Source organism: Aestuariibius insulae, from assembly GCF_040783535.2.
Lineage (GTDB): Bacteria > Pseudomonadota > Alphaproteobacteria > Rhodobacterales > Rhodobacteraceae > Aestuariibius > Aestuariibius insulae.
Window position 1 is genome coordinate 687577 of record NZ_JBFONW020000001.1, and the last position, 21484, is coordinate 709060.

The following is a 21484-nucleotide window of genomic DNA, read 5'->3' on the forward strand; positions in this document are numbered from 1 at the left end:
CTCAGCCGATGATGAGCGGCGGATCCAAGACGTATTCCTCAAGATTGGGCCCGTCGCCGATCCGATCGACAACTGCAAAGAGCCCCGATCCCGCCAGTGGCGTTAGAACCCCGTGCCACGTGTTTCGCAGATAAGAGACACCCTGACGACCATCGGTAAGAAAGGCCCGGGGCCGAACCGGGCGTCCCCCTTCGTCTTCGGCGACGATGACCAGAAACGGATCGTCCGTCATCGGAACAAAGCTCTGGCTGCCTTGCGGATGCCGTTCCAGCAGATTGCAGCGGTAGGGCAGGGCGCGCGGCGCCGCCTGAAACAGACTGATCCCGAAGCGCCCCCCATCCAGATCCAGCCGCGCCCTGTCAGTGTACCTGTCGCAGAACCCCTCGTTGATCTTGAAGGACGGCCCTGACGCCTCCAACACGTCTCCGAACGGCGCAAAGGCCTCTGCAGAAAGCGGCTCGGGCGTCATAGGCTTAGCTTCGGATGCCGGTTCACGTCTTTATAAAGCAGATAGCGAAATGGCTCGGTCCCGGTCGCGCAACAGGCCTGAGGGCAGAAGGCACGCAGCCACAGAAAATCCCCTTCCTGCACCTCGACCCATTGCTCGTTCAGATAATAAACCCCGCGTCCCTGAAGAATGTAGATCCCATGCTCCATCACATGGGTTTCAGCAAAGGGGATCGTCGCACCGGGATAGAAGGTCACGACATTCACATGCATGTCGTGCCGAAGATCACCCGGATCGACGAACCGCGTCGTGGACCAGGCATTGTCCGTGCCGCGAATGGGCTCCGGCTCGACATCGTCGTCATGCGCGATCACCAGATCCGGCGGCTCAAGTCCGGGAACGGGTTCATAGCGCTTGCGGAACCACATCAGGTTGGTCCGGTCCGTATGGGTGTTGAGTAGCTGCCATTTCAGCCCCGGCGGAATATAGGCAAAACTGCCGGGCACCAGGTTATACGTCGTCTCCTCATCGATGATCAGATCGACCGTGCCGCGCAGAACGAACAGGACGGCCTGTGCCTCTGGATCGGGCTCTGGCTTGTCGCCCCGGCCGCCCGGCATCAGCTCGACTATGTATTGCGCAAAGGTTTCGGCAAAGCCCGACAGCGGACGAGCCAGAATCCAGACGCGGCTGCCGGTCCAACCGGGCACGAAGCTCGACACGATATCAGACATCACCCCGCGCGGAATGACGGCATAGGCGGTGGTAAAGCGCGCCCGGTCATGCGCGCGCGTCCGCGGGTCCGGCAGACCTCCGCGCGGGGAATAGTAGGTGCGGGTCATGGCAGATGATCCCTCAGGCGAAATTCGGCGATCCGTTCAACTTGACGGGCCGCCTCGGCAATCTCGGTTGGCGTGTCGTGATCGATCCGCCGCTCAAAGGCTTTCAGGATCCCGGCTTTGTCATGGTCGCGCACGGCGATGATAAACGGGATGCCATGCTTCTTGGTATAGGCGTCATTCAGATCCGTGAACCGCGCCCGCTCCTCGTCGGTCAAGGCATCAAGCCCGGCGCTCGCCTGCTCTGACTTGCTCTGCGATGTCAGCCGGTCCGCCGCCGCGAGTTTCCCGGCAAGGTCGGGATGCGCCTTCAGAACCTCTAGCCGCTTCTCCGCTGCTGCGCTGCGAAACACCCGAGCCATGGCGCTGTGAAGACCGATGGCCGTGTCATGCGCCGGGCCGAGCTCAGACTGAAACGTACGGTCCGCGATCCAAGGCGAATGCTCAAACACCCCGCCGAACCGCTCGACAAAGGTCTTGCGATCAAGCTGGCTTGGGCGCTCGCGCGGCTCGGGCGGATGGGTGTCGATCCAGTGCTGCGCGATCTGCGCGCGCGTGGCGAACCAGACGCCCTCATGGCTCTTTGCATGGTCCAGAAACCGGCGCAGCGCGGCGATGCGGCCCGGACGGCCGACAAGGCGGCAATGAAGCCCGACCGACATCATCTTCGGCGCGCCCTCCACTCCTTCGGCATAAAGCGTATCGAAGCTGTCCCGAAGATATGCTTCGAATTGATCGCCCGCATTGAACCCCTGCGGCGTCGCAAATCGCATGTCGTTGGCATCGAGCGTATAGGGCACGACAAGCTGATCTCGCTCGCCGTAGCGGACCCAATAGGGCAGGTCATCCGCGTAGCTGTCGGCGGAATAGAGAAATCCGCCCTCCTCGGCGACGAGCCGTTCGGTATTCTCCGAACAGCGGCCCGTATACCAACCCCTTGGCCTCTTCCCGGTGACCTCGGTATGCAGCCGGATTGCCTCCTCCATCTGCGCCCGCTCCTCGGCCTCCGGCATGTCCTTGTGTTCGATCCATTTCAACCCGTGAGAGGCGATCTCCCAATCCACCTCCTGCATGGCACGCACCTGTGCGGGCGCGCGCGCCAGCGCAGTCGCCACCCCGTAAACGGTGATCGGCAGATCCCTGAGCAAACGGTGCAGGCGCCAGAAACCGGCTCTGGCGCCATAATCGTAGATCGATTCCATGTTCCAGTGCCGCTGGCCCGGCCAGGCCTGCGCGCCCACGATCTCGGACAGGAACGCTTCCGACGCCGGATCGCCGTGCAGCACCGAATTCTCGCCGCCTTCCTCGTAGTTCAGGACGATCTGAACCGCGATCCGCGCCCCGCCCGGCCATTTGGGATCCGGCGGCGTTTCGCCGTGTCCATGGAAATCGCGGGGGTATCGGTGCATTGCAGGTCCTTTCGCCCCTTGATTGCCCGCCCGCGGCAGGATTGAAAAGGGCAGAGAGGAGTTTGCGATGTCCGACGGCTACCTGACAACCCACGTGCTCGATACGGCCAGGGGGCGACCTGCTGCCAGGATGACGCTGGTTCTTTACCACATCGTCAATGACACAAGGGCCGAATTGGCGCGAACCGTGACGAATGCGGACGGGCGCACCGATGGCCCGATCCTCCCTGAAAGCAGCTTTCAGACAGGAACCTACGAATTGGTCTTCCACGTCGGAGACTGGCTGGGCGAGGCGGCGTTCCTGGACAAGGTCCCGATCCGCTTCGTCATGTCCGAAGAGGCGCACTATCATGTGCCGCTCCTCGTCTCTCCCTTTGGATATTCGACCTATCGCGGCAGCTAGGGTCTAGGCCCCTACGCCTGCTTTTCAGTAAAGAACGGCTGCATAAGCGGCACCATCACCCGCGTGACAAACGGGATCAGCGCCAGGCCAAGCAGGATACCGATAATCCCATCGAGGATCGCGGTGACCAGCCATTCCACGAAACCGGCCCCGCCGCTTGCTGCAACGGCGATGTCGTGGATCGTATCATAGGGCAAATGCCAGCCCAGATCATGCAGACCGTGAACGATGATATTGCCGCCGACCCAAAGCATCGCAGCCGTCCCGATCACTGAAATGACGGTCAACACCTTCGGCATCGCCGCGACGATCCCGCGTCCGACCGCGCGCGTGGCTTCGAGGCGTCCGATTTGGCTGAGTTTCAGACCCACATCATCCGCCTTCACCAATAGGGCAACGGCCCCATAGACAAGCGCTGTGATCCCGATCGCGACAGCGGCGAGCGTGATCGCCTCGACCATGAAGCTGTCGGTCTCGATCGCAGAAAGCGAGATCGTCATGATCTCGGCCGAGAGGATGAAGTCGGTCTTGATCGCACCCTTGACCCGCTTCTCTTCGAGGTGGGCCGCATCAAGCGTCTCGGCCTTCTGCGCGCCTTTCTCTTCATGGTGATGAAAGACGTGCCAGACCTTCTCCGCCCCTTCGAAACACAAATACGCTCCACCGATCATCAGAAGGGGTGTCATGATCCAGGGAAGAAACGCGTTGAGCAACAAGGCCGCGGGCAGCAGGATCACCAGCTTGTTGAAGAACGAAGCGCGCGCGATCTTCCAGACGATGGGTAATTCTCGGGCGGCCGGCAGTCCTGTCACATATTTCGGCGTTACGGCTGCATCGTCGATCACGACACCGGCAGCTTTGGAGCCCGCTTTCGTCGCTTGGGCGGCAATATCATCGAGCTGTGTGGAGGCGAGCTTGGCGATGGCCGCGACGTCGTCGAGAAGAGAAATCAGTCCGCTCATGAAAGGGCTCCCGCCTCTTTACCGTTCTGGCCAAACGACTGGAGCACCGACTTGTTCCAACCGTCTCAATTCCCATCGGGTCTGGAACGTCGCTGTATTTTGGCCATCTGCGCGCGTCAGCCCCATTGCGTTCGGACCTCTGATAGGGTGTCTGAAAGATCGTAGGACTGCGGAGACGGATCATGTACGACTGGGCGATCTTGATGGAATGGGTGGAATTCGCCGTGCGCTGGCTGCACGTCATCACCGCCATCGCCTGGATCGGATCCTCCTTTTATTTCATCGCCCTGGACCTTGGTCTGCACCGGGACCGCGACCTCGCCTCGGGCGCCGACGGGGAGGAGTGGCAGGTCCATGGCGGCGGCTTCTATCACGTCCAGAAATACCTCGTCGCGCCGGACCGCATGCCCGGCGATCTGGTCTGGTTCAAATGGGAAAGCTACGCGACCTGGCTCTCGGGCGCGGCGCTGCTGATGCTCGTCTACTGGCTCGGGGCTGAGTTCTACCTGATCGATCCGACCGTCATGGATTTGGCAATCTGGCAGGCAGTCGGGATATCCGCGGCGTCTCTGGCGCTGGGCTGGGTGATCTACGACCAGCTCTGCAAATCACCGTTGGGGCAGCATACGACCGGCCTGATGGTCCTGCTCTTTGGCGTGCTCGTCGCGATGTCCTGGTTTTATGCGCAAGTCTTCTCGGGCCGCGCCGCGCTGCTGCATCTGGGCGCCTTCACCGCCACGATCATGAGCGCCAACGTCTTTTTCATCATCATGCCCAACCAGCGGATCGTCGTCGCCGATCTCAAGGCCGGACAGGTGCCGGACGCGAAATACGGCGTCATCGCCAAGCAGCGCTCGACACACAACAACTACCTGACCCTGCCTGTGATCTTCCTGATGCTCTCCAACCACTACCCGCTCGCGACCTCGACCCAATACAACTGGATTATCGCGAGCCTCGTCTTCCTGATGGGCGTGACGATCCGGCACTATTTCAACACGATGCACGCCCGCAAAGGCCGCCCTAATTGGACGTGGGCCGCGACTGCCGTGATCTTCCTTCTGATCGCATGGCTTTCGGTGGCCCCCGGACCAACGCACGAGACGGCGATGACGCGCGGCGCCGAGCGCTTCGCGGCCACCGACGGGTTCGACGAGGTCCACCGCATCGTGACCGGCCGCTGTTCCATGTGCCACGCCGAAGAGCCGGTCTGGCCGGGTCTTTACTGGGCCCCGAAAGGCGTCATCCTCGAAACACCGGAGCAAGTGGCGATGGCCGCCAAAGGGGTAGCAATGCAATCGGGCTGGAGCCACGCTATGCCTCCCGGAAACCTGTCCTTCATGACCGAGGACGAACGCGCCTTGATCCGGAGCTGGTACAGGACGGTCCGGTCCGGATTTTGAGTATTTTGGGCCAGATGAAGAGGATCAGCTCTCTGAGGAGAAGCTCCAGCTTGTGACCTGCCTGTAGGTCTCGCCCGGATCAAGCCGGATCGAAGGCCAGTCCGCGTGATTGGGCGCATCCGGCCAGCCCTGCGCCTCAAGGGCGAGGCCCCGATGGGGAGCGAGAGGCCTTCCGGAGTGATCGGACACACCAAGATCGGTCATCTTATAGGCATCATAAAGCTGCAGCCCCGGCTCGGTCGTGGCCAGCCGCATCGTGACCCCCGTCGCGCCGGTCAATGTTGCCACCTCGGTCAGATCCCGCCGAGCCTCTGCAAGGATCATGTTGTTGTCGTAGTCGCGCCCGATGCTTAGGGGATGAGGCTTTCGGAAATCGTAGGGCGTGCCATCGACGCCCGCGATCTGACCGGTCGGCAATCCCGTCTCGTCATGGATCAGAAAGCGCGAGGCGTCGATCTGAAGGTGATGTCCGTCGATGGTGCCGGTATCGTCGAGGCTCCAGTAGCTGTGATTGGCGAAGTTGAGGAAGGTCGGCGCGTCCGTATGCCCCTCGATCGTCAGCGTCAGGACGCTGCCCTCAACAGCATAGATTGCCGTAACTGTGCGATTGCCGGGAAAGCCGCCCTCCCCATCGGGCAGCGTGATTGCCAGGGTCACCGTGTCGTCGCTTTGCTCGGTAAGGCTCCAAAGTTTCCGGTGCGTGCCCGCACTGCCGGAATGAAGCGTATTGCGCCCCTCATGATTGGCCTCGAAATGGTGAACTCGGTCGCCGATCCAGGCGGTTGCTCCGGCGATGCGGTTCACAACGGGTCCCACAAGTCCGCCGAAACTGGCCATCCGGGTCAGATAAGGATCCAGCATATCGGTCCCGACGGTCAGCGAATGCGGAACTCCCGCCAGACGCACATCCTGCAGGATCGCCCCCCAGGTCAGGATCTTGGCCGTCAAGCTGTGGCTGCCAATCGTGATCTGCTGGACGGCCTCGCCGTCTGGGCTTGTGCCGATAACTGTCATAGATCCTCCCGATGAACGCCTGCAGGCGGGATCTCGGTTCCATTCCAGGATAGCGCTTCCGGTGCGTAGTTGAAGACAAAGAGATGCCGGTCCGTCCGCCGAACTCTCAACCCATCGGGTAGATCCAGCGGATCAAGCCCCGCCGCGCCTGCAATTTCAGATACGATGGCATGGAAGGTCTCGTCATCCGGCCAGCCCGCCAGATAGTGGCGGTTGCCCGAACTGGCGAGCGCCGGCTGGCCTTCTGTCGTCGTTCGCGTCGCCTCCGCCGTGCCGTCCAGATGCTCGAACCAGCGATGGAACCGGCCCCCGCCATCCAGCGGGATCGTCTCCGCCGGCGGTAGGCTCTCGGTCATCGTGACGCTGACATCCAATCCAGGAAGTGACGGCCCCAAGGGCAGAGCCACCGACAGCTCGCCCGTCTTGGTGCCCGTGCGCGGCCCCATCAGAAGTTGTCCGGTCACGGTCTCAAGGCTTTCAGGCAACGTCATGAGACCCGGCGCGAGCACAAGAGCATAGCCGCTCAGATCCGCGTCCTTAGGCACCACATCGATGTCGAATCCGCACCGCCGTAGCGCCCGGTAGGCGGAGAGCGCCAGATCAAAGCCCGTGAACTCAGCCCCCTGCGGCTGGATCTGCCAGGCCCAGCAGCTTTCATAATCGAAAACGAGCGCCACCTGCGCCTGGGCCACACCCGCCTCTGGCGCCTCGACCAGCTCATCGGCGACCTGCCGTGTTTCGGCCAGGGCCGGGGCAGGCTCGGCATCCGGGCGCAAAAGCCCCGCATGGTTCTGCTCCTGCGCGAAGGGCGCTTGCCGCCAGCGAAAATAGCAGACGGTCTCCGCTCCGTGAGCAAAGGCTTCCCACGCCCAGAGGCGCGCCATGCCGGGAAGCGGAGCGGGGTTGTGCGGCGCCCAGTTCACAGGCCCCGGTTGTTGCTCCATGATCCACCAGCGGCCGTTGCCCACGGACCGATAAAGGTCGTGGTGAAACGCCTGATTGTCCGGATCGCCCTGCCGCAGAAACCGCAGCTTATGCGCCTCGCTCGCATCCAGCCGGTCCGACAGAAACCCGATCGGATAACTGTCCCAACTCGCGATATCGAGGTCCGCCCCCACAGCCCAGTGATCAAACGATACTTCGCGGCCCATATAGTTGTGGATCAGCGGCGCATCGGTCAGAGGACGCAGAGCTTCGGCCTGCACACGATTGTAGCGAACGACCTGATCTGACGAGAACCGAGCAAAGGCGAGGCGGTGCGCCGGGTTCGCTTCCGTCACAGTCAAATTGGGCGGGTCGATCTGATCGAACTCGTCGTATTCCATCGACCAGAAGACATTACCCCAGGCGCGGTTCAAGGCCTCCGGGCTCTGATAGCGCTGGGCCAGCCAATCCCGAAACGCCTTTGCCGCCGCGTCTGAATAGCTGACGGTCGTGTCGTGGCAGGCATATTCATTGTCGATCTGCCAGGCCGCAATCCGAGGATCCCGCCCATACCGCTCGCCCAATATACGGGCGATCCTTGCGCTCTCCTCACGGTAGCCGTCATGGGAAAAGCAATAATGCCGCCGCGATCCGAACCCGCGCGGGTGGCCCATCTCGTCGACTGCCAGCATATCCGGATGCTTGTCGAGCATCCATCGCGGCGGCGTCGCCGTCGGCGTGCCGAGGATGATCTTGAGCTCCTCAGCCGCCAGCACCTCGATCGCGCGATCCAGCCAATCCCAGTCGAACCGTCCCGGTTCAGGCTCCATCCGCGACCAGGCGAATTCACCGATCCGGACCCAGGTCAGACCTGCCTCGCGCATCTGACGCGCATCGATGGGCCAGCGATCTTCCGGCCAGTGTTCGGGGTAGAAACAAACGCCCAGAGTGCGGGGAAGCGTGGTCATTTGATATTATCCATATGTAAGGCGGCTAAAGCTCTACTTGATGCTCCTTCTGCCCCGGCGCGGTATCGGGAGCAAAAAACGTCTGACCGCTGAACGGATGCTGCGCGCGATGGGTCTCGCTAAGCCCGTCTGTCGCGGACGTGCAGAACAGCGTCGTCAGATCAGGACCGCCAAAGGCAGGGCAGGTTGTCTGGCTCGACGGGAAAGTGACCGCCCGCTGAAAGCTGCCATCAGGTGCATAGCAGGCCACGCGGAACCCGCCCCATTGCGCATTCCAGAGGTTGCCCTCGGCATCACAAACAGCCCCGTCCGGTCGCCAGTTCTCTTCGGACAGATTCAGCCAAATATCGGGATCATCCGCAGGCCATCCATCCTTCTCCTCAAGCGGAACGCGCAGGATGATCTGCGTCGGCGTATCCGTGAAATAGGCGAACCGCCGGTCAGAGGAGAAGCAGATCGCGTTGGGAATGGTGAGCGGCGCATAAAGCTGGCGCAACTCGCCTTGATAATAGCGATAGATTGCGCCTGCATCAGGCTCTGCATTCAGACCCATCGTGCTGATCCAGAACCCGCCCCAGGGATCGGCGCGGCCGTCATTCGACCGGGTGCCCTCGTTTTCTTCTTCCAGCGGCACGATGGTCTCGCACTCGCCGCTTGCGAAGTTGCAGGTAAAAAGCTCCACTTCCGAGGCGATCAGCAACGTATCGCGATCCACCCAGCCCGCAGCCGAGACGTGATGATCGAACTGAAAGGTGCCGCCCTTGGTCATCAGCGACTTGCCGAGGATGTCGAACCAATAAAGCTCCTCGCGCTCGGGATGCCAAAGGGCACCTTCACCAAGAGTGCAAGGGCGGGGGTCGTGGATATGTGTCATGAGGTAGCTCTGTCATAGGCGGCGGTAATGGATTTGGCCTTCTGCGCCGTCTCGGCGGGGCTCTGGCCGGGGGTGTAAAGTGCAGTTCCAATGCCAAAGCCGGTCGCTCCGGCGGCGATCCAGTCGGTAAAATTCTCGGCTCCCGCGCCGCCCACCGCATAGGCGTCCGTGCCCTCCGGCAGCACAGCCTTGAGCGCCTTCAGACCGGCAGGACCAATCAGGCTTGCAGGAAACAGCTTCAGCCCGGTCGCCTTGTGACGCAGCGCTGTAAATGCCTCCGTCGGCGTCATCACCCCTGGCCACGAGGCGAGGCCCAGGCGGACGGCCTCGTCGATGACGGGCGTTGCGCAATTGGGTGAAACGATCAACCGGCCACCCGCATCCGCGACCTGCCGGACCTGATCTGGCGTCAGGACGGTGCCCGCCCCGATCTCGACGTTGGGATGGGCTTGGGCCATGCGTTCGATAGACACCAGCGGATCGGGGGAGTTCATCGGCACCTCGATCCGGTCGATCCCGTTCTCGAGAAGGGCATCGGTATGGGCAAGCGCCTCACGTGGCGTCAGACCCCGGAGAATGGCGATGAGAGGGCGGCTCATGAGGCTACTCTCAACTGGTTGCGGGCTTTTGTAAGACCGGCAAGCGTCATCCGGGTGGCGTCTGCCTGAATGGCGGGCACGCCCTGCGCGGCCAGGGCCGCCGTATAAAGCCGCGAGAGGCCGCCCGCTCCAATCACTGCCACTGCGCGGCCCAGCCAGTAAGGGCGCGCAGCCGCCAATTCCGCCCCGATTAAAAGCCCTGAAAGGCGCGCGCGCGCCCTTTTGGGCGAAAGATCCTCAAGCAGATGCGCCGCGCGCAAGGCAAAAAGGCCAGAGGCAAGTCGCTCGGGCCGCGCAATGGCGTCCGACACGGCGCTCGCAAAGGCTTCGTCATCAACTCCGTCCGCCACCACCGTATGGCGCAGCACCGTATGTTCGGAGAGACTGGCGAACAGCTCTCCGGTCAGAAACGTCTGAAAGCTGACGATCTCGCCCGCGCTGATCTCAACCCATTTGGTATGGCTGCCGGGCAGGCAAAGAACCCCATCCCAACCGGGATTGAGCGCCTGAAATCCTGCGATCTGGGTTTCCTCTCCGCGCATCACGTCAGGTGGAGCCGTTTGCTTGAGGCCGGGCAGGATCCGCACATCAAGCTCGGACGAGGCTTTGGACGGTGTCCCCGACAGCGGCTCGCAAGGCACGGAAAGATATCCCGCCTCGGCCCAGCCCTGCCGCGCGCCGACCATGCCGCAGCAAAGGATCAGTGGAGATTTGACCAGCCAATCGTCGATCAACTCCCGCAAGGCCGGCTCGAACTCTGACTTGTCCAGCCCGCCCATCCCCTTGTCCGAAGACGCCTCTGCCAGAACCGTGTCTGCCGATGACATTGCCCAGACGCGAAGGTTAGAGGTCCCCCAATCGACCGCGATCCAGTCGGGCTCGACACTCATCCCGTGACCACCACGCCGCCATCGATGACAAGTGCCTGCCCGGTCATCGCCTTCGAGATGCCCGAGGCCAGAAAGAGAACCCCTCCTACGATATCCTCCGGCTCAAGCGGCTCCTTGAGGCATTGCCGGTCCAGATGCGCCTGCAGGCCCTCCTCAGTCACCCACATGTCCTTCTGCTTTTGCGTCAGCACCCAGCCAGGTGCGAGTGCATTCACCCGGATCTTGTCGGGCCCCAGTTCGCGGGCCAGCGACCGGGTCATCCCGTTAATGCCGGAATTGGCGGTCGTATAGATCGGATAGCCCGCATTCCCCATCATGTAGCTGATCGAGCTGAAATTGATGATCGAGCCACCATCCGCCGCTTTCATCATCGGCGCGACCGTCTGGCAGGCAAAGAAATAGGCCTTGAGATTGATCGCAATCATCCAGTCCCAAAACGCCTCGTCCACCTCGTCCAGAGAATGGCGCTGATCGTTGGCCGCGTTGTTGACCAGCGTCGAGACAGGACCATGGCGATCTGATGCCTCCTCCAGCGTCGCCTTGAGGGCCGCCATATCGGTGATATCGCACTGCATGAAATGGGGCCGATTACCGGTCTGAGCCTCCATCTCATCGCAAAAGGCGGTCGCATCCGATCGCCCGACAAAGGCAACCCTGGCCCCCTGCCGCAAGAACCCTTCGGTCAGGGCTGCACCAATGCCCGACCCGCCCCCGGTGATGTAGATGGAAGCGCCCTCCAGATCCGGGAAGATCGCACTCATGCCGCTTGCCTCCGCTGGGCCCAAGCCGGGACCATGTCCCCATGTGCCGCGAGCAGATCGGTCACAAGGCTCCGGATCTGTCTCAAGTCCAGTTCGGCGGCCGTATGCGGATCCATGTAAGCGGCGTGATAGAGATGCTCAGGGTTCTCCTCGAGCAGCGCGCGCACGGTCAGTTCATGCACGTTGATCTGGCTGCGCATAAGCGCGACAAGCTGCGGCGGAATATCGTCGATCAGCGTGGGCTGCGGCCCGTTTGCATCGATCAGCGTCGGCGTCTCGACAGCCGCCCCCATCGGCAGCTGAGGCAGCTGACCGCGATTGGGCAGGTTCCCGGTGATCGTCGTTGGCGTATCCGTGATCACCGCATTCATGATCTCGGCCGCAAATTCGTGGGATTTCTTGACCTCCACCTTCTCGGGGGTGCGGAAGTCGGCCGCTTGGCTGGTCCAACCCTCGGCCTGTTCAATACAGCGGGTCGGATATTCATCGAGCGGGATGCCGAATGTCTCGATCAGATCCTCCCGGCCTTCCTTAATGAACCACGGGACATATTCCGCCAGATGCTCCGAGCTTTCGGTGCAGAAATAGCCCAGATGATCCATCACCTCGTACCGCACCTTGTTTGGGCACCTCGGCATTAAAAGCGGAGCTTTTGGAAGGCGGCCGCCCCGATAGCCCTCCATTAGGCGAGGGTAGAGCGACTGGCCTTGATGCTCGAGCTTCAAAAAGAATGCGACATGGTTAATGCCTGCAACCCGGTGGCGAATCTCGTCCTTGGGCAGATCCAGATCATGTGCAATCTCCTCAACCGTATTCTGGACCGAATGGCACAGACCGACCTGGTTCAGATGCGGATAGCGCTTCGCCAAAGCCCAGGTGTTGATTGCCATCGGATTCACATATTGCAGCATCAACGCATCCGGACAAAGTCGCGCCATATCCTCGGCCACGGCCCACAGATGCGGAACCGTCCTGAGCCCCCGCATGATCCCGCCCACGCCCAGCGTGTCGGCAATGGTCTGGCGTAGCCCATACTGTTTGGGGATCTCGAAATCGATGATAGTGGACGGTTTGTATCCGCCGATCTGAAACGCGGTAACGACGAAATCGGCGCCGTCCAGCGCGCAAGCGCGGTCCGTCGTGGCGGTGACCGTCGCGGGGGCATCCATCGCCTCGATCAACTTTTTCGCGACCAGCTCGCTTTCCTCGAGCCGCTTGGTATCGATATCCATCAGAGCGAACTCGGCACTCTTGAGGGCATCGTAGTGAAGGGCATCGCCCACGATATTCTTCATAAAGATCGTGGATCCGGCGCCGATAAAGGCGATCTTGACGGTCATTACTTGACAGCTCCGAGAGTGAGACCTGCGATGAAGTGTTTCTGCATCAGAAAGAACATCGCAACGGGGGGAAGGGCGGCAACGATGCTGCCCGCGCTCATCAGGTGATAGGCGGCGCGATACTGCGCATTGAAGGACGTGATCCCGGCGGTGACCGGCTGGCTTTCAGCACCTTGGGTCAGGACGACGGCCCAGAAATAATCGTTCCAGATAAAGGTGAAGATCAGGACGGCCAGCGCAGCGATGGCGGGCTTCATCAGCGGCAAGACAACGTACCAGAAAATCCGCCATTCCGCGACACCCTCGACCCGCGCCGCCTCAATCAGTTCATAGGGCAAGGCACGGATGAAATTACGCATAAAGAGCGTGCAAAAGCCCGTCTGGAAGGCGACATGGAAAAGGACGAGGCCGGTCTTGGTATTATAGAGCCCCAGATCCAGCGTCAGATCGCGAACCGGCACCATCAGGATCTGGAACGGCACAAAGTTGCCCGCTACGAACATAAAGAAGATCAGAAGATTGCCCCGGAATCGGTAAATCCCAAGCGCAAAGCCTGTCATCGCCGACAGAGCAACGGCCCCGATCACGGTCGGAATGGTAATCAGCAGCGAATTGAGCAGATAGCGCGGCATCTGGGATTCCAGAAAAACCTTGCCATAGTTCTCGAACCCCGCGAAGGCCGATGGCAGGCCCCAATAATTGGCTTGGGTGAAATCTACGGCGGGCTTTATCGAAAAGAGCGCCACCGCGATCAGCGGCAAAAGCCACATGATGAGCGCGAACGGCAAAAGCCCTTGATAGGTCAGCTGCCACGTGCGGGAGGTCTTTGCGATCGGGGTCGGAAACATCTCAGACGGTCCTCCCGGCGGCTGCGGCAGGATCTTGCATATTTATGACAAGATGAAGAGGGAGCGGAGCGCCCTTGATCCGGACATTGCGCGTTAAGGTTAATGCGGGCCTTGGTGAGCGCGGCGTTAAGGTTAATGCTTGATCGGACCAGCGAATGCGGGGGGGCATGTGGGGCTTAGGAAGGCGGGTCATGCTGTGTCCCCCGCCACCGCGACCGTCTCGCGGGTCCGTTTGGGAAGGCTCTTGAACACGATGTCATAGCTCGTTCGAAGGCGAAGATGCGCTTCCTCGGGGTCCGTGTCCGCAAACGGAAGGCGGATCCAAGAGCGGTGAAAATAGGGCGCCTTGATCGCAGCCCCGGCCTCGATCAGCATCTCTGCGGTCTCGACGCTATCCGTTTTGACCGACACGCCTTCCATATCCGCCTCGCCGCCGAAACAGACGAACATCTTGCCGCCAACCTTCCAGCTCATTAGCTCTGGCGGATGCGCAAACGTCGCACCGGCAAACCGGGCGCAGAGGCGGTCGATCTCGTCCCGGCTGATCATCGGCCGCGCTCCTCGCGCCACATCGACCAGAGGAAGTAGGCGATGAACAGCAACATGATGAGGAAAAGGACGACGGCAATCGCCGCGCCATAGCCCATCCGGAAACCGTATTCCGATAGCGCTTTCTCGAACATGTAGAAGGACAGGACCCGGGTCGAGCCAAAGGGTCCTCCATTCGTCATGATCGAGATCAGATCGAAACTGCGGAGCGCGCCGATGATCGTCACGACAAAGGCGATGAAAGTGGCGGGCTTGAGCTGCGGAATGATGACGTACCACAGCATCCGCCATCCCTTTGCGCCATCAAGACGCGCAGCCTCGACCTGCTCGGGATCCACGGCATTGAGGCCCGTCAGGTAGAGGATCATGCAATAGGCCGTCTGAGGCCAAAGACCGGCGGCAATGATGCCGTAAGTGGCCAGCGTTGGATCGCCGAGAACGGCAATGGGGCCCGCTCCGAACCAGCCGAGGATCGTGTTCAGAAGACCGAAGGTTGGATCGTAAAACCAGGTGAAAACAAGGCCGACCACGACTTGGGAGATCACGAATGGAAAGAAGAAAAGCGATTTGTAAAGCCGGATACCGGTGACGGTCTGGTTGAGGAAAAGCGCGATGAAGAGCCCGGCGGGAATGGCCAGCAGGTAGAGCAGCAACCATTTGAGATTGTTCCAGAGCGAGGTCTCGAAAGCGCGGTCGGTGGCCAGTTCCTGATAATTGCGCAGGCCGACATATTCGGCCTCGCCCAGCCCGTCCCACCGATAGAGCGACAGGTTGAAGCTCTGAAAGACAGGGAAGATCACGTAGAAGAGAAAGAACAGGATCCCTGGCGCCAGAAAGAGCCAGGGCGTCACGCGAATCTCGTTGCGCTTGTACCAGCCGCGCGGCGGAACATAGCGGTCTGTCGGTACGGCAGGGGAGACGGTCATGGGGCGGCTCCGGTTTCTGTCAAGGGCCAGATTTTTCTAGAAAAATCTGCGAAGGCAAAATCTTCTAGAAGATTTTGGCGCCACGGCACCCGAAGGCACCGTGGCAAGGCGATCAGTAGATTCGCTGGCGCGCCTGTTCGAGGCGCCCGAGGATATCGTCGAGATTGTCGGGAAAGACCATGAACTCCTGAAAGCCTTCCATCGCGATCGAGGCCATCTCGGCTGGTGCATCCCGATCGAAGAACTGCGCGACACCGCCAGGCGAATTCGACGACAGCATCTCGAAGCCCTGCTGCAGCATCTCGTCATCATCCACCGATGATGCGGCATTCACCGGAAGCTGACCCAGAGCGTCTCCGCCATTGATGATCGTCTGGTTTTCAGCCGAGACGACGAAGCGCAGAAACTCGCGGGCATTCTCCTTGTTCTCGGCATTGGCCGGGATATGGAAGGTATCGGTCGGTGCATCCTCCGACATCTCCACCTCCGAGTTGATCTGCACGAACTGGTAGAAGTCGATCTGATCGTCTCCCAGACCCGCCTCGCGCAAAGGCGCAACGGCGAAGTTGCCCATCAGGTAGGCCGTCGCCTCGCCGTTGACCATGAAGGGCAGGGCCTCCTGCCAGCTATAGGTCTGGTGGTTGTCGATGAAGGCGCCCATATCGATCAGCTCGCGCCAGTTGGCGAAGGTCTGGCGAACGCGGTCATCGGTCCACTCCACCTCGCCTTGCGTCAGATCCATGTGGAAGTCGAACCCGTTGGTGCGCATGTTCAGGTAGTCGAACCAGCCGCCGGCGGTCCACAGGAACTTGGTGCCGATCGTGTAGCATTTGCGGCCCGAGTCGATGATCGCCTGGCAGTTGGCTTTCTCTTCCTCCCAAGTGGTCGGCTCTTCGAGGCCCAGCTCGTTGAAGATATCCTCGCGGTAATAGACGCCCCACTGGTAGTAGGTGTACGGCACGCCCCACTGCTTGTCGTCGATCGTCATCGCGCCCTTGGTGGAGGCGAGATTCTCGGCGATCTCGGGCTCTTCCCACAGGTCAGACACATCCTCGAAGAGACCCGCATCGACGTAGGGACGCATCCGGTTGGCCGCGTACCAAGTCGCCACGTCGGGCGCGTTGGCCGTCAGGAAGTTGCGGATCTGCGTCTTGTAGGCCTCGCGATCGATGATCGTGGTCTCGATGTTCAGATCGGGATGCATCTCCTGAAAGCGGCCGATCATCTCTTCCATCGTCGCGCGGGGCGCGGGGTTCGATGTGTCGAGGAAGATCGTAAGATCGCCGGTGAGCGGTTCGGAATGGCCTGCCGCGAAGGCGGACGAGCCCATCAGCACGGCCAGCGCCGCACCCTTGAGAATGGATGACATTGGTTCCTCCCTTTGCATCCCATTCAGTTCCATTATTCGGAACTTGGTTTTGGATATTGAAATGACACCCCGACTCACCCATGCTTGTCAACAGGTGGCGGGCGAAGACCCGACCCCAGGGAGGACAAATGACCGGACGCGGGGACGGGACCGTCGGAAAGGCCCTTGGCGTGCTCGACCAGGTGGCGGGCTTCGGTCGTCCGGTGCGCTTTTCCGAATTGCTCGAGGCATCTGATCTGCCCAAGGCGACGCTCTACCGGCTGCTGCAGACGCTCACCAATCAGGAGATGCTGATCTACGAGCCAGACCGGGGCGTCTACAGTCCCGGGATCCGGCTGGTGCGGCTGGCCCATGCGGCCTGGGCGCAATCTTCACTCGCGCCCATCGCACGGCCGCATCTGGAGGCGCTAAGCCGCGAGGTCGGCGAGACGGTGCATTTGGCGCAACTCGACGGGGGGCATGTCCTTTATGTCGACAAGCGCAATGCGGCCGAGCCGGTTGAAATGTATTCGCAATCGGGCAAAGTGGGGCCGGCCTATTGCACCGGTGTGGGCAAGGCGATGCTGGCCCATCTGCCGGAGCCCGATCTGGCGCGGGTGCTGCCCCAGCAAAGCTTTCACCGCTTCACAGGGGCGACGCTGGCGGACGAAGATGCGTTGCGGTCGGAACTGGCGGAAATCCGGCGTCATGGCTACGGCTTTGACCGCGAAGAACACGAGCCCGGGATCATCTGTGTCGCGGTGCCGATCCTGACGCCGCGCGGGCGGCTTCTGGGCGCGCTTTCGGTGACGGGCACGACCGCGCGGACCAGACTGGCGGCGCTCGAAGGATATGTGCCGCGCATCAAGGCGGCGGCAAAGGCGATCTCGGAAGAGGCGCAGCACTGGCGGTTTCCGGACCGCCCGGTGGAGGCGAAAGGGAGGTAAAGACCATGTCGGGTGTCGTTCTAGGCGATGTGATCAAGAAATACGGGGAAACGCAGGTGATCCATGGGATCGATCTTCAGATCGACCACGGGGAGTTCTGCGTCTTCGTCGGCCCGTCAGGGTGCGGCAAGTCCACGCTTTTGCGGATGGTCGCAGGGCTGGAAGAAACAACGGACGGACAGATCCACATCGGCGACCGGGACGTGACCCGCATGGATCCGTCCGAGCGCGGCGTGGCCATGGTGTTCCAGACATACGCGCTCTATCCGCATATGACGGTCGAGCAGAATATGGGCTTCGGGCTCAAGATGAACGGCCATCCCAAGGCCGAGATCGACAGCAAGGTGTCTGAGGCGAGCCGGATCCTCAAGCTCGACGAGTATCTCAAGCGCAAGCCCGCCGCCCTTTCTGGCGGTCAGCGGCAAAGGGTGTCGATCGGGCGCGCCATCGTGCGCGGCCCTGAAGTGTTTCTCTTCGACGAGCCGCTGTCGAACCTCGACGCGGAACTGCGCGTCGAGATGCGGGTCGAGATCGCGCGCCTGCATAAGGAAATCGGCGCGACGATGATTTACGTCACCCACGATCAAGTCGAGGCGATGACGCTGGCCGACAAGATCGTCGTCCTCCGCGCGGGCCGGATCGAACAGGTGGGCGCGCCGATGGATCTTTACCGCGATCCGGACAACAAATTCGTCGGCGGCTTTATCGGATCGCCCGCCATGAACTTTCTGCGCGGAGAGCTTTATGACGGCGCAGTCCATACGCCGGGTCTCGCGGCGCCGGTTCCATTCAGCTTCGCGGCCGCCGACAGCCGCCGGGCGGTCGATCTGGGGCTGCGGCCCGAACATCTTGGCGTCGATCGCGCAGGAGACAGCCACCGCGTCGATCTTGCTGAAAGCTTGGGCGGGGTCTCCTATGTCCATCTGATAGGACAGAGCGGCGAGAAGATCGTCGTCGAAGAGCGGGGCGACATCCGTTCCAAAGAAGGCGAGATGGTCGGCCTCACGGTCGATCCCGAACAGGCCTATCTCTTCGATGCCGAAACCGGCCACCGGATCCGCTAGGTGCCAAAATCTTCTAGAAGATTTTGAAAGTCAGAATTTTCTAGAAAATTCTGCCCCCCGCGGTGATGTTAGCGCAGGGCCTCCGACCGTTCGATGAGGTTGATACCCATCTGATCGAACAGCTCCCCGTAATCGAGCAGTACCCAGTTTTCGGCGATCCGGCCCGATGCCGTCCGGTAGAAATCCATCACGCGCAGGGTCAGCGATTTTCCTGTCGCGGGCACGCCAAGATAATCCCCTCGATGGGTCATTGTCATCGACGGCCAGCCCGAAACGGCGGCATAGGCGCCATCGCCGATCCGGCAATAGTGATTGCCGCCCTTACGGTCTGGAAAGGCGGTCAGAAACGCCTCGCGATGGTCCTTCACGAAGCCGTCCCAGAGATAGCTCGATCCGATCCCGCCGGGCCCGTACCACATCATGTCATTCGCCCAGGTCCCATGCTCTCCGGTCTGTTCGGGCGAGGTCATCGTCCGGGGATCGAAGACATGAAGGCTGGCCAGCATCCGCTCGACCAGCGTGAGCGAGGCCGCGCCGCCCGCCGGATCGGGGCAAAGCCCGTCCTGCGTGGCAGGGGCCGGGAAAGTTATCTCGTTCCCGAGCGAGGGAAGGGGCGCGCGGCCGATCTGGCGCATCAGATCGGGCAGATCGAAGATGATGCGGGCCTTGATGATCTGGCCGTCTTCGATCCGGAAGAACTCTCCGGCGCGAAGGAAGGAAAGCTTGTGCGACGGAGAGATCCCCCAGAGAGGCGCGTCGAAATTGCCGACATAATGGGTCACCGCCGTGCACCAGAAGCCACCTTCGGATCGGATATTCTCGCCTCCGATAAACATCAGATCCCGGCGGTGGAGCCCGGTAAAGGCCGCCTGTAACGGGGCGACAAACTGCTCAATGATCTTGCCCTGGCCTGTGGTCTGCGGCAGGGGCCACGCGAGATCGAAAACAGCATCGGCCGCAATTACATCCGCCTGCTCCGGGTCCTTGAACAGGGCATCCAGACCCGACCGGATCTCCTCGCGCAGACCGGAGCTCGGCAGGTGGATATCAAGCATATCAAAGGTCTCCGGTCGCGAGCAGAATCTGCTTCCAGATTGCCGTATCGTCGATCAGAGTCCATTCCAGTTTAAGATCATGCGGCGTAAATTCCGCATGTGTGATCCCCATGATATGAATCCGGGCGCCGGTCGGCGGCCCGAATCGGCCATAGCCGTCATGGATCCCGTCCAGCGACCAACGAATGGCGGCCCGGGGCGGCATCCGCGCATCGGCGCGCCCGATGCGGTGATGAACCTCGAAGCGCGCCGAGGGCAGGGCGCTCCGCAGCGACAGCCAGAAATCTGCGGCCGCGCGCGGCCCGCGGGCTGTCACATGGCCCGGATAGCAGGATCGGGCCGCCCGATCGTAGTCCCGCTCGAAAACCGAGAAATCGCCCGCCATCGCTTCGGTCAGGATCCGCTCGAGCCGCTGCCCCCATTCATTGTCATTTCCGCGTCCGGTATAGGGCCCGGCTCTGTCGATATCTGGACGGAAAGGCGAAGCGCACCGCTCCGGACCGCCTTCGCGGGCGATCAGCGCGCGTGTCCAGTCCGGGACCTGCTGCCCCATCTGGGCGACAATGGCGCCCTGATCGCGCACCAGCCATTCGTCATGGACCCCATCCGCACGGCAAAAGCAGTCGGCGAGGATCCGGTAGGCCAGCCGCCGCCCGGTCGGCGCGCCGTAAACGCCCGCACCGCTATGGGTTGCGGTGCAATAGAGACGATGGGAGGACAGGAAACTCTCCTCCCCCGTCATCTGCCAGATCACGTCCTCGCCCAGCAATTCGCGGTCCGGAAACTCGGCCAGCGTAGCCAGCGTCGCCGCGATAATCCCGTCATTGCCTTTGACGATCCCGGCGGGAGACCGGACGATCAGATCCTTCCCGTAATAGTCGTGAAGCGAATGAACTCCGCGATCTTCCCAGATGGCGCGGGTGATGCCGAGGACGTAGTCGGCCTGATCGATCCATCTGGCGTCAAACCCGACGGCAAAGCTCATGCGGTCTTGCCCCTATGCGCCCCGTAATAGAGGCCCACCACATGCTCTGCCTCGGCAAAAAAGAGCCAGCGTGTCACGATCAGCCCGGCAAGGTGACTAAGCAGGGCGAGCCCGGCCACAACATGGCCTGCCGGCGCAAGCAGTAGCAACGCGGCGGGGAGTGCTCCGCCCAGCACGGCAGCGATGATCCGAAGGTTGCGGGCATGCTTGCGCCCGATCAGAAAGACCATCTCCTGGGTGAGGTAATTGCCGCCCGTATGCGGCGGCTCGAAGCTGCGCAAAGCGCCGCCGGTCAGTCCGGTGGCGGTGCCCAGCGTCGTACCCGAGCGGCGAAGCGCCGTATCGCCGCGCAGCCAATGGGCGATCTGGATTGCGAGAGCCGCAAGCAAAAGACCACCGGCGAGTGTCGTGTGAGCTGCCAGCAGCGCGCCGCCTGCAACCGACCACGCCAGGAACAGGGCAGGCGTCGTGAGGTCGTGCCAGCGCGGAACAGTCCTGAGGCTCGCGTAGATCATCGAGGTCGAGAAGACCGTGATAAGGCACAGCACTGCTCCAATCCCGCCCAGAAGCGGCAGCGGGCGGTCCCAGAAAATCTGCGCCAGCGCGACGATGCCCATGATGAGAAGGGCGGCAACCGCAACGCAGCCTTCGCGCGACAGCCAGCTTGTGCGCCATTGGGTGAAGGCGCGCCAGGCGCGTTCGGGTCGGCCAAGGTGAAAGGTCGACGAGATCAAACCGCCCACGGCCAGCGCGAAGGCGACGGCGTAGAAAACGAAAGCAACCCATCCGGTGGGGGCAGGCGCGCCGAGGCCGAGAAAGGCCAGAAGACCAAAGCCCAGGCCCGAAAGCGTGGAAAAGAGGATGATCGAAGGGGCAGGATGCATGGGGCTCTCTTTAGTCGGCGGGCCGGGACTCGCCGCGTGCCGCG

At 61.6% G+C, this 21484-nt stretch carries 22 protein-coding genes; 4 read left to right on the forward strand and 18 right to left on the reverse strand.

Features of this window, described 5'->3' with window-relative positions; all coding sequences use genetic code 11:
- Window position 1 precedes the first annotated feature (1 nt).
- From AAD018_RS03335 to puuE, 3 genes are read right to left on the reverse strand one after another with little or no spacing between them, the layout of a single operon-like run.
- The gene (locus AAD018_RS03335; RefSeq protein WP_367313551.1) at window positions 2-469 is read right to left on the reverse strand and encodes an ureidoglycolate lyase; all 468 of its coding nucleotides are present in this window, start codon (window positions 467-469) and stop codon (window positions 2-4) included.
- Window positions 466-1290 (reverse strand): bifunctional allantoicase/(S)-ureidoglycine aminohydrolase, encoded by an 825-nt coding sequence (locus tag AAD018_RS03340; RefSeq protein ID WP_367313550.1) that lies wholly within the window; start codon window positions 1288-1290, stop codon window positions 466-468. Before AAD018_RS03340 ends, AAD018_RS03335 begins: the two co-directional genes overlap by 4 nt.
- The gene (gene puuE, locus AAD018_RS03345) at window positions 1287-2696 is read right to left on the reverse strand and encodes an allantoinase PuuE (RefSeq protein WP_367313549.1); all 1410 of its coding nucleotides are present in this window, start codon (window positions 2694-2696) and stop codon (window positions 1287-1289) included. The genes AAD018_RS03340 and puuE overlap by 4 nt, the downstream gene beginning before the upstream one ends.
- Before the next feature lie 67 nt (window positions 2697-2763).
- On the opposite strand from puuE, the gene uraH reads away from it, so the two are divergent.
- On the forward strand, window positions 2764-3099 hold the full coding sequence (gene uraH, locus AAD018_RS03350) for a hydroxyisourate hydrolase (RefSeq protein ID WP_367313548.1): 336 nt from the start codon (window positions 2764-2766) through the stop codon (window positions 3097-3099).
- Window positions 3100-3110: 11 nt separating this feature from the next.
- Here uraH and AAD018_RS03355 read toward each other — a convergent pair whose 3' ends face one another.
- Window positions 3111-4061, reverse strand: coding sequence for a DUF808 domain-containing protein (locus AAD018_RS03355; protein ID WP_367313547.1), 951 nt, complete (start codon window positions 4059-4061; stop codon window positions 3111-3113).
- 182 nt (window positions 4062-4243) lie between these two features.
- Between AAD018_RS03355 and AAD018_RS03360 the strand changes: the two genes are divergently transcribed.
- Window positions 4244-5464: a urate hydroxylase PuuD gene (locus AAD018_RS03360; RefSeq protein WP_367313546.1), complete on the forward strand. Its 1221-nt coding sequence runs from the start codon at window positions 4244-4246 to the stop codon at window positions 5462-5464.
- Window positions 5465-5488: 24 nt separating this feature from the next.
- On the opposite strand, the gene AAD018_RS03365 is transcribed toward AAD018_RS03360, so the two are convergent.
- The 11 genes from AAD018_RS03365 to AAD018_RS03415 form a co-directional block, all read right to left on the reverse strand.
- Window positions 5489-6478, reverse strand: coding sequence for an aldose epimerase family protein (locus tag AAD018_RS03365; protein ID WP_367313545.1), 990 nt, complete (start codon window positions 6476-6478; stop codon window positions 5489-5491).
- Window positions 6475-8370 (reverse strand): beta-galactosidase, encoded by a 1896-nt coding sequence (locus tag AAD018_RS03370; RefSeq protein WP_367313544.1) that lies wholly within the window; start codon window positions 8368-8370, stop codon window positions 6475-6477. Before AAD018_RS03370 ends, AAD018_RS03365 begins: the two co-directional genes overlap by 4 nt.
- Before the next feature lie 25 nt (window positions 8371-8395).
- Entirely contained in the window at window positions 8396-9244 is an 849-nt protein-coding gene (locus AAD018_RS03375) for an SMP-30/gluconolactonase/LRE family protein (protein WP_367313543.1), read from the reverse strand.
- Complete coding sequence (locus AAD018_RS03380; RefSeq protein ID WP_367313542.1) at window positions 9241-9843, reverse strand: 2-dehydro-3-deoxy-6-phosphogalactonate aldolase; 603 nt, start codon at window positions 9841-9843, stop codon at window positions 9241-9243. Before AAD018_RS03380 ends, AAD018_RS03375 begins: the two co-directional genes overlap by 4 nt.
- Window positions 9840-10733 (reverse strand): 2-dehydro-3-deoxygalactonokinase, encoded by an 894-nt coding sequence (locus AAD018_RS03385; protein WP_367313541.1) that lies wholly within the window; start codon window positions 10731-10733, stop codon window positions 9840-9842. Before AAD018_RS03385 ends, AAD018_RS03380 begins: the two co-directional genes overlap by 4 nt.
- Entirely contained in the window at window positions 10730-11494 is a 765-nt protein-coding gene (locus tag AAD018_RS03390) for an SDR family NAD(P)-dependent oxidoreductase (RefSeq protein WP_367313540.1), read from the reverse strand. The genes AAD018_RS03385 and AAD018_RS03390 overlap by 4 nt, the downstream gene beginning before the upstream one ends.
- A complete protein-coding gene (gene melA / locus AAD018_RS03395) occupies window positions 11491-12834 on the reverse strand; it encodes an alpha-glucosidase/alpha-galactosidase (protein ID WP_367313539.1) in 1344 nt (447 codons plus the stop codon). The genes AAD018_RS03390 and melA overlap by 4 nt, the downstream gene beginning before the upstream one ends.
- Complete coding sequence (locus AAD018_RS03400; protein ID WP_367313538.1) at window positions 12834-13682, reverse strand: carbohydrate ABC transporter permease; 849 nt, start codon at window positions 13680-13682, stop codon at window positions 12834-12836. The genes melA and AAD018_RS03400 overlap by 1 nt, the downstream gene beginning before the upstream one ends.
- Window positions 13683-13871: 189 nt before the next feature.
- Window positions 13872-14231 (reverse strand): MmcQ/YjbR family DNA-binding protein, encoded by a 360-nt coding sequence (locus AAD018_RS03405; protein WP_367313537.1) that lies wholly within the window; start codon window positions 14229-14231, stop codon window positions 13872-13874.
- Window positions 14228-15157, reverse strand: a complete 930-nt coding sequence (locus tag AAD018_RS03410) for a carbohydrate ABC transporter permease (protein WP_367313536.1) — start codon at window positions 15155-15157, stop codon at window positions 14228-14230. The genes AAD018_RS03405 and AAD018_RS03410 overlap by 4 nt, the downstream gene beginning before the upstream one ends.
- Before the next feature lie 112 nt (window positions 15158-15269).
- Window positions 15270-16526, reverse strand: a complete 1257-nt coding sequence (locus tag AAD018_RS03415) for an ABC transporter substrate-binding protein (RefSeq protein WP_367313535.1) — start codon at window positions 16524-16526, stop codon at window positions 15270-15272.
- Between the two features lie 128 nt (window positions 16527-16654).
- On the opposite strand from AAD018_RS03415, the gene AAD018_RS03420 reads away from it, so the two are divergent.
- The gene (locus tag AAD018_RS03420) at window positions 16655-17452 is read left to right on the forward strand and encodes an IclR family transcriptional regulator (RefSeq protein WP_367313534.1); all 798 of its coding nucleotides are present in this window, start codon (window positions 16655-16657) and stop codon (window positions 17450-17452) included.
- A 5-nt stretch (window positions 17453-17457) separates the two neighbouring features.
- Window positions 17458-18516 carry an ABC transporter ATP-binding protein gene (locus AAD018_RS03425; protein ID WP_367313533.1) on the forward strand — a complete coding sequence of 353 codons (1059 nt, stop codon included), beginning with the start codon at window positions 17458-17460 and terminating at the stop codon, window positions 18514-18516.
- Window positions 18517-18584: 68 nt separating this feature from the next.
- On the opposite strand, the gene AAD018_RS03430 is transcribed toward AAD018_RS03425, so the two are convergent.
- From AAD018_RS03430 to AAD018_RS03440, 3 genes are read right to left on the reverse strand one after another with little or no spacing between them, the layout of a single operon-like run.
- Complete coding sequence (locus AAD018_RS03430; RefSeq protein WP_367313532.1) at window positions 18585-19571, reverse strand: nuclear transport factor 2 family protein; 987 nt, start codon at window positions 19569-19571, stop codon at window positions 18585-18587.
- A 1-nt stretch (window position 19572) separates the two neighbouring features.
- Window positions 19573-20556, reverse strand: a complete 984-nt coding sequence (locus AAD018_RS03435) for an ester cyclase (RefSeq protein ID WP_367313531.1) — start codon at window positions 20554-20556, stop codon at window positions 19573-19575.
- The gene (locus AAD018_RS03440; RefSeq protein WP_367313530.1) at window positions 20553-21440 is read right to left on the reverse strand and encodes a dimethyl sulfoxide reductase anchor subunit family protein; all 888 of its coding nucleotides are present in this window, start codon (window positions 21438-21440) and stop codon (window positions 20553-20555) included. The genes AAD018_RS03435 and AAD018_RS03440 overlap by 4 nt, the downstream gene beginning before the upstream one ends.
- Window positions 21441-21484: the final 44 nt, after the last annotated feature.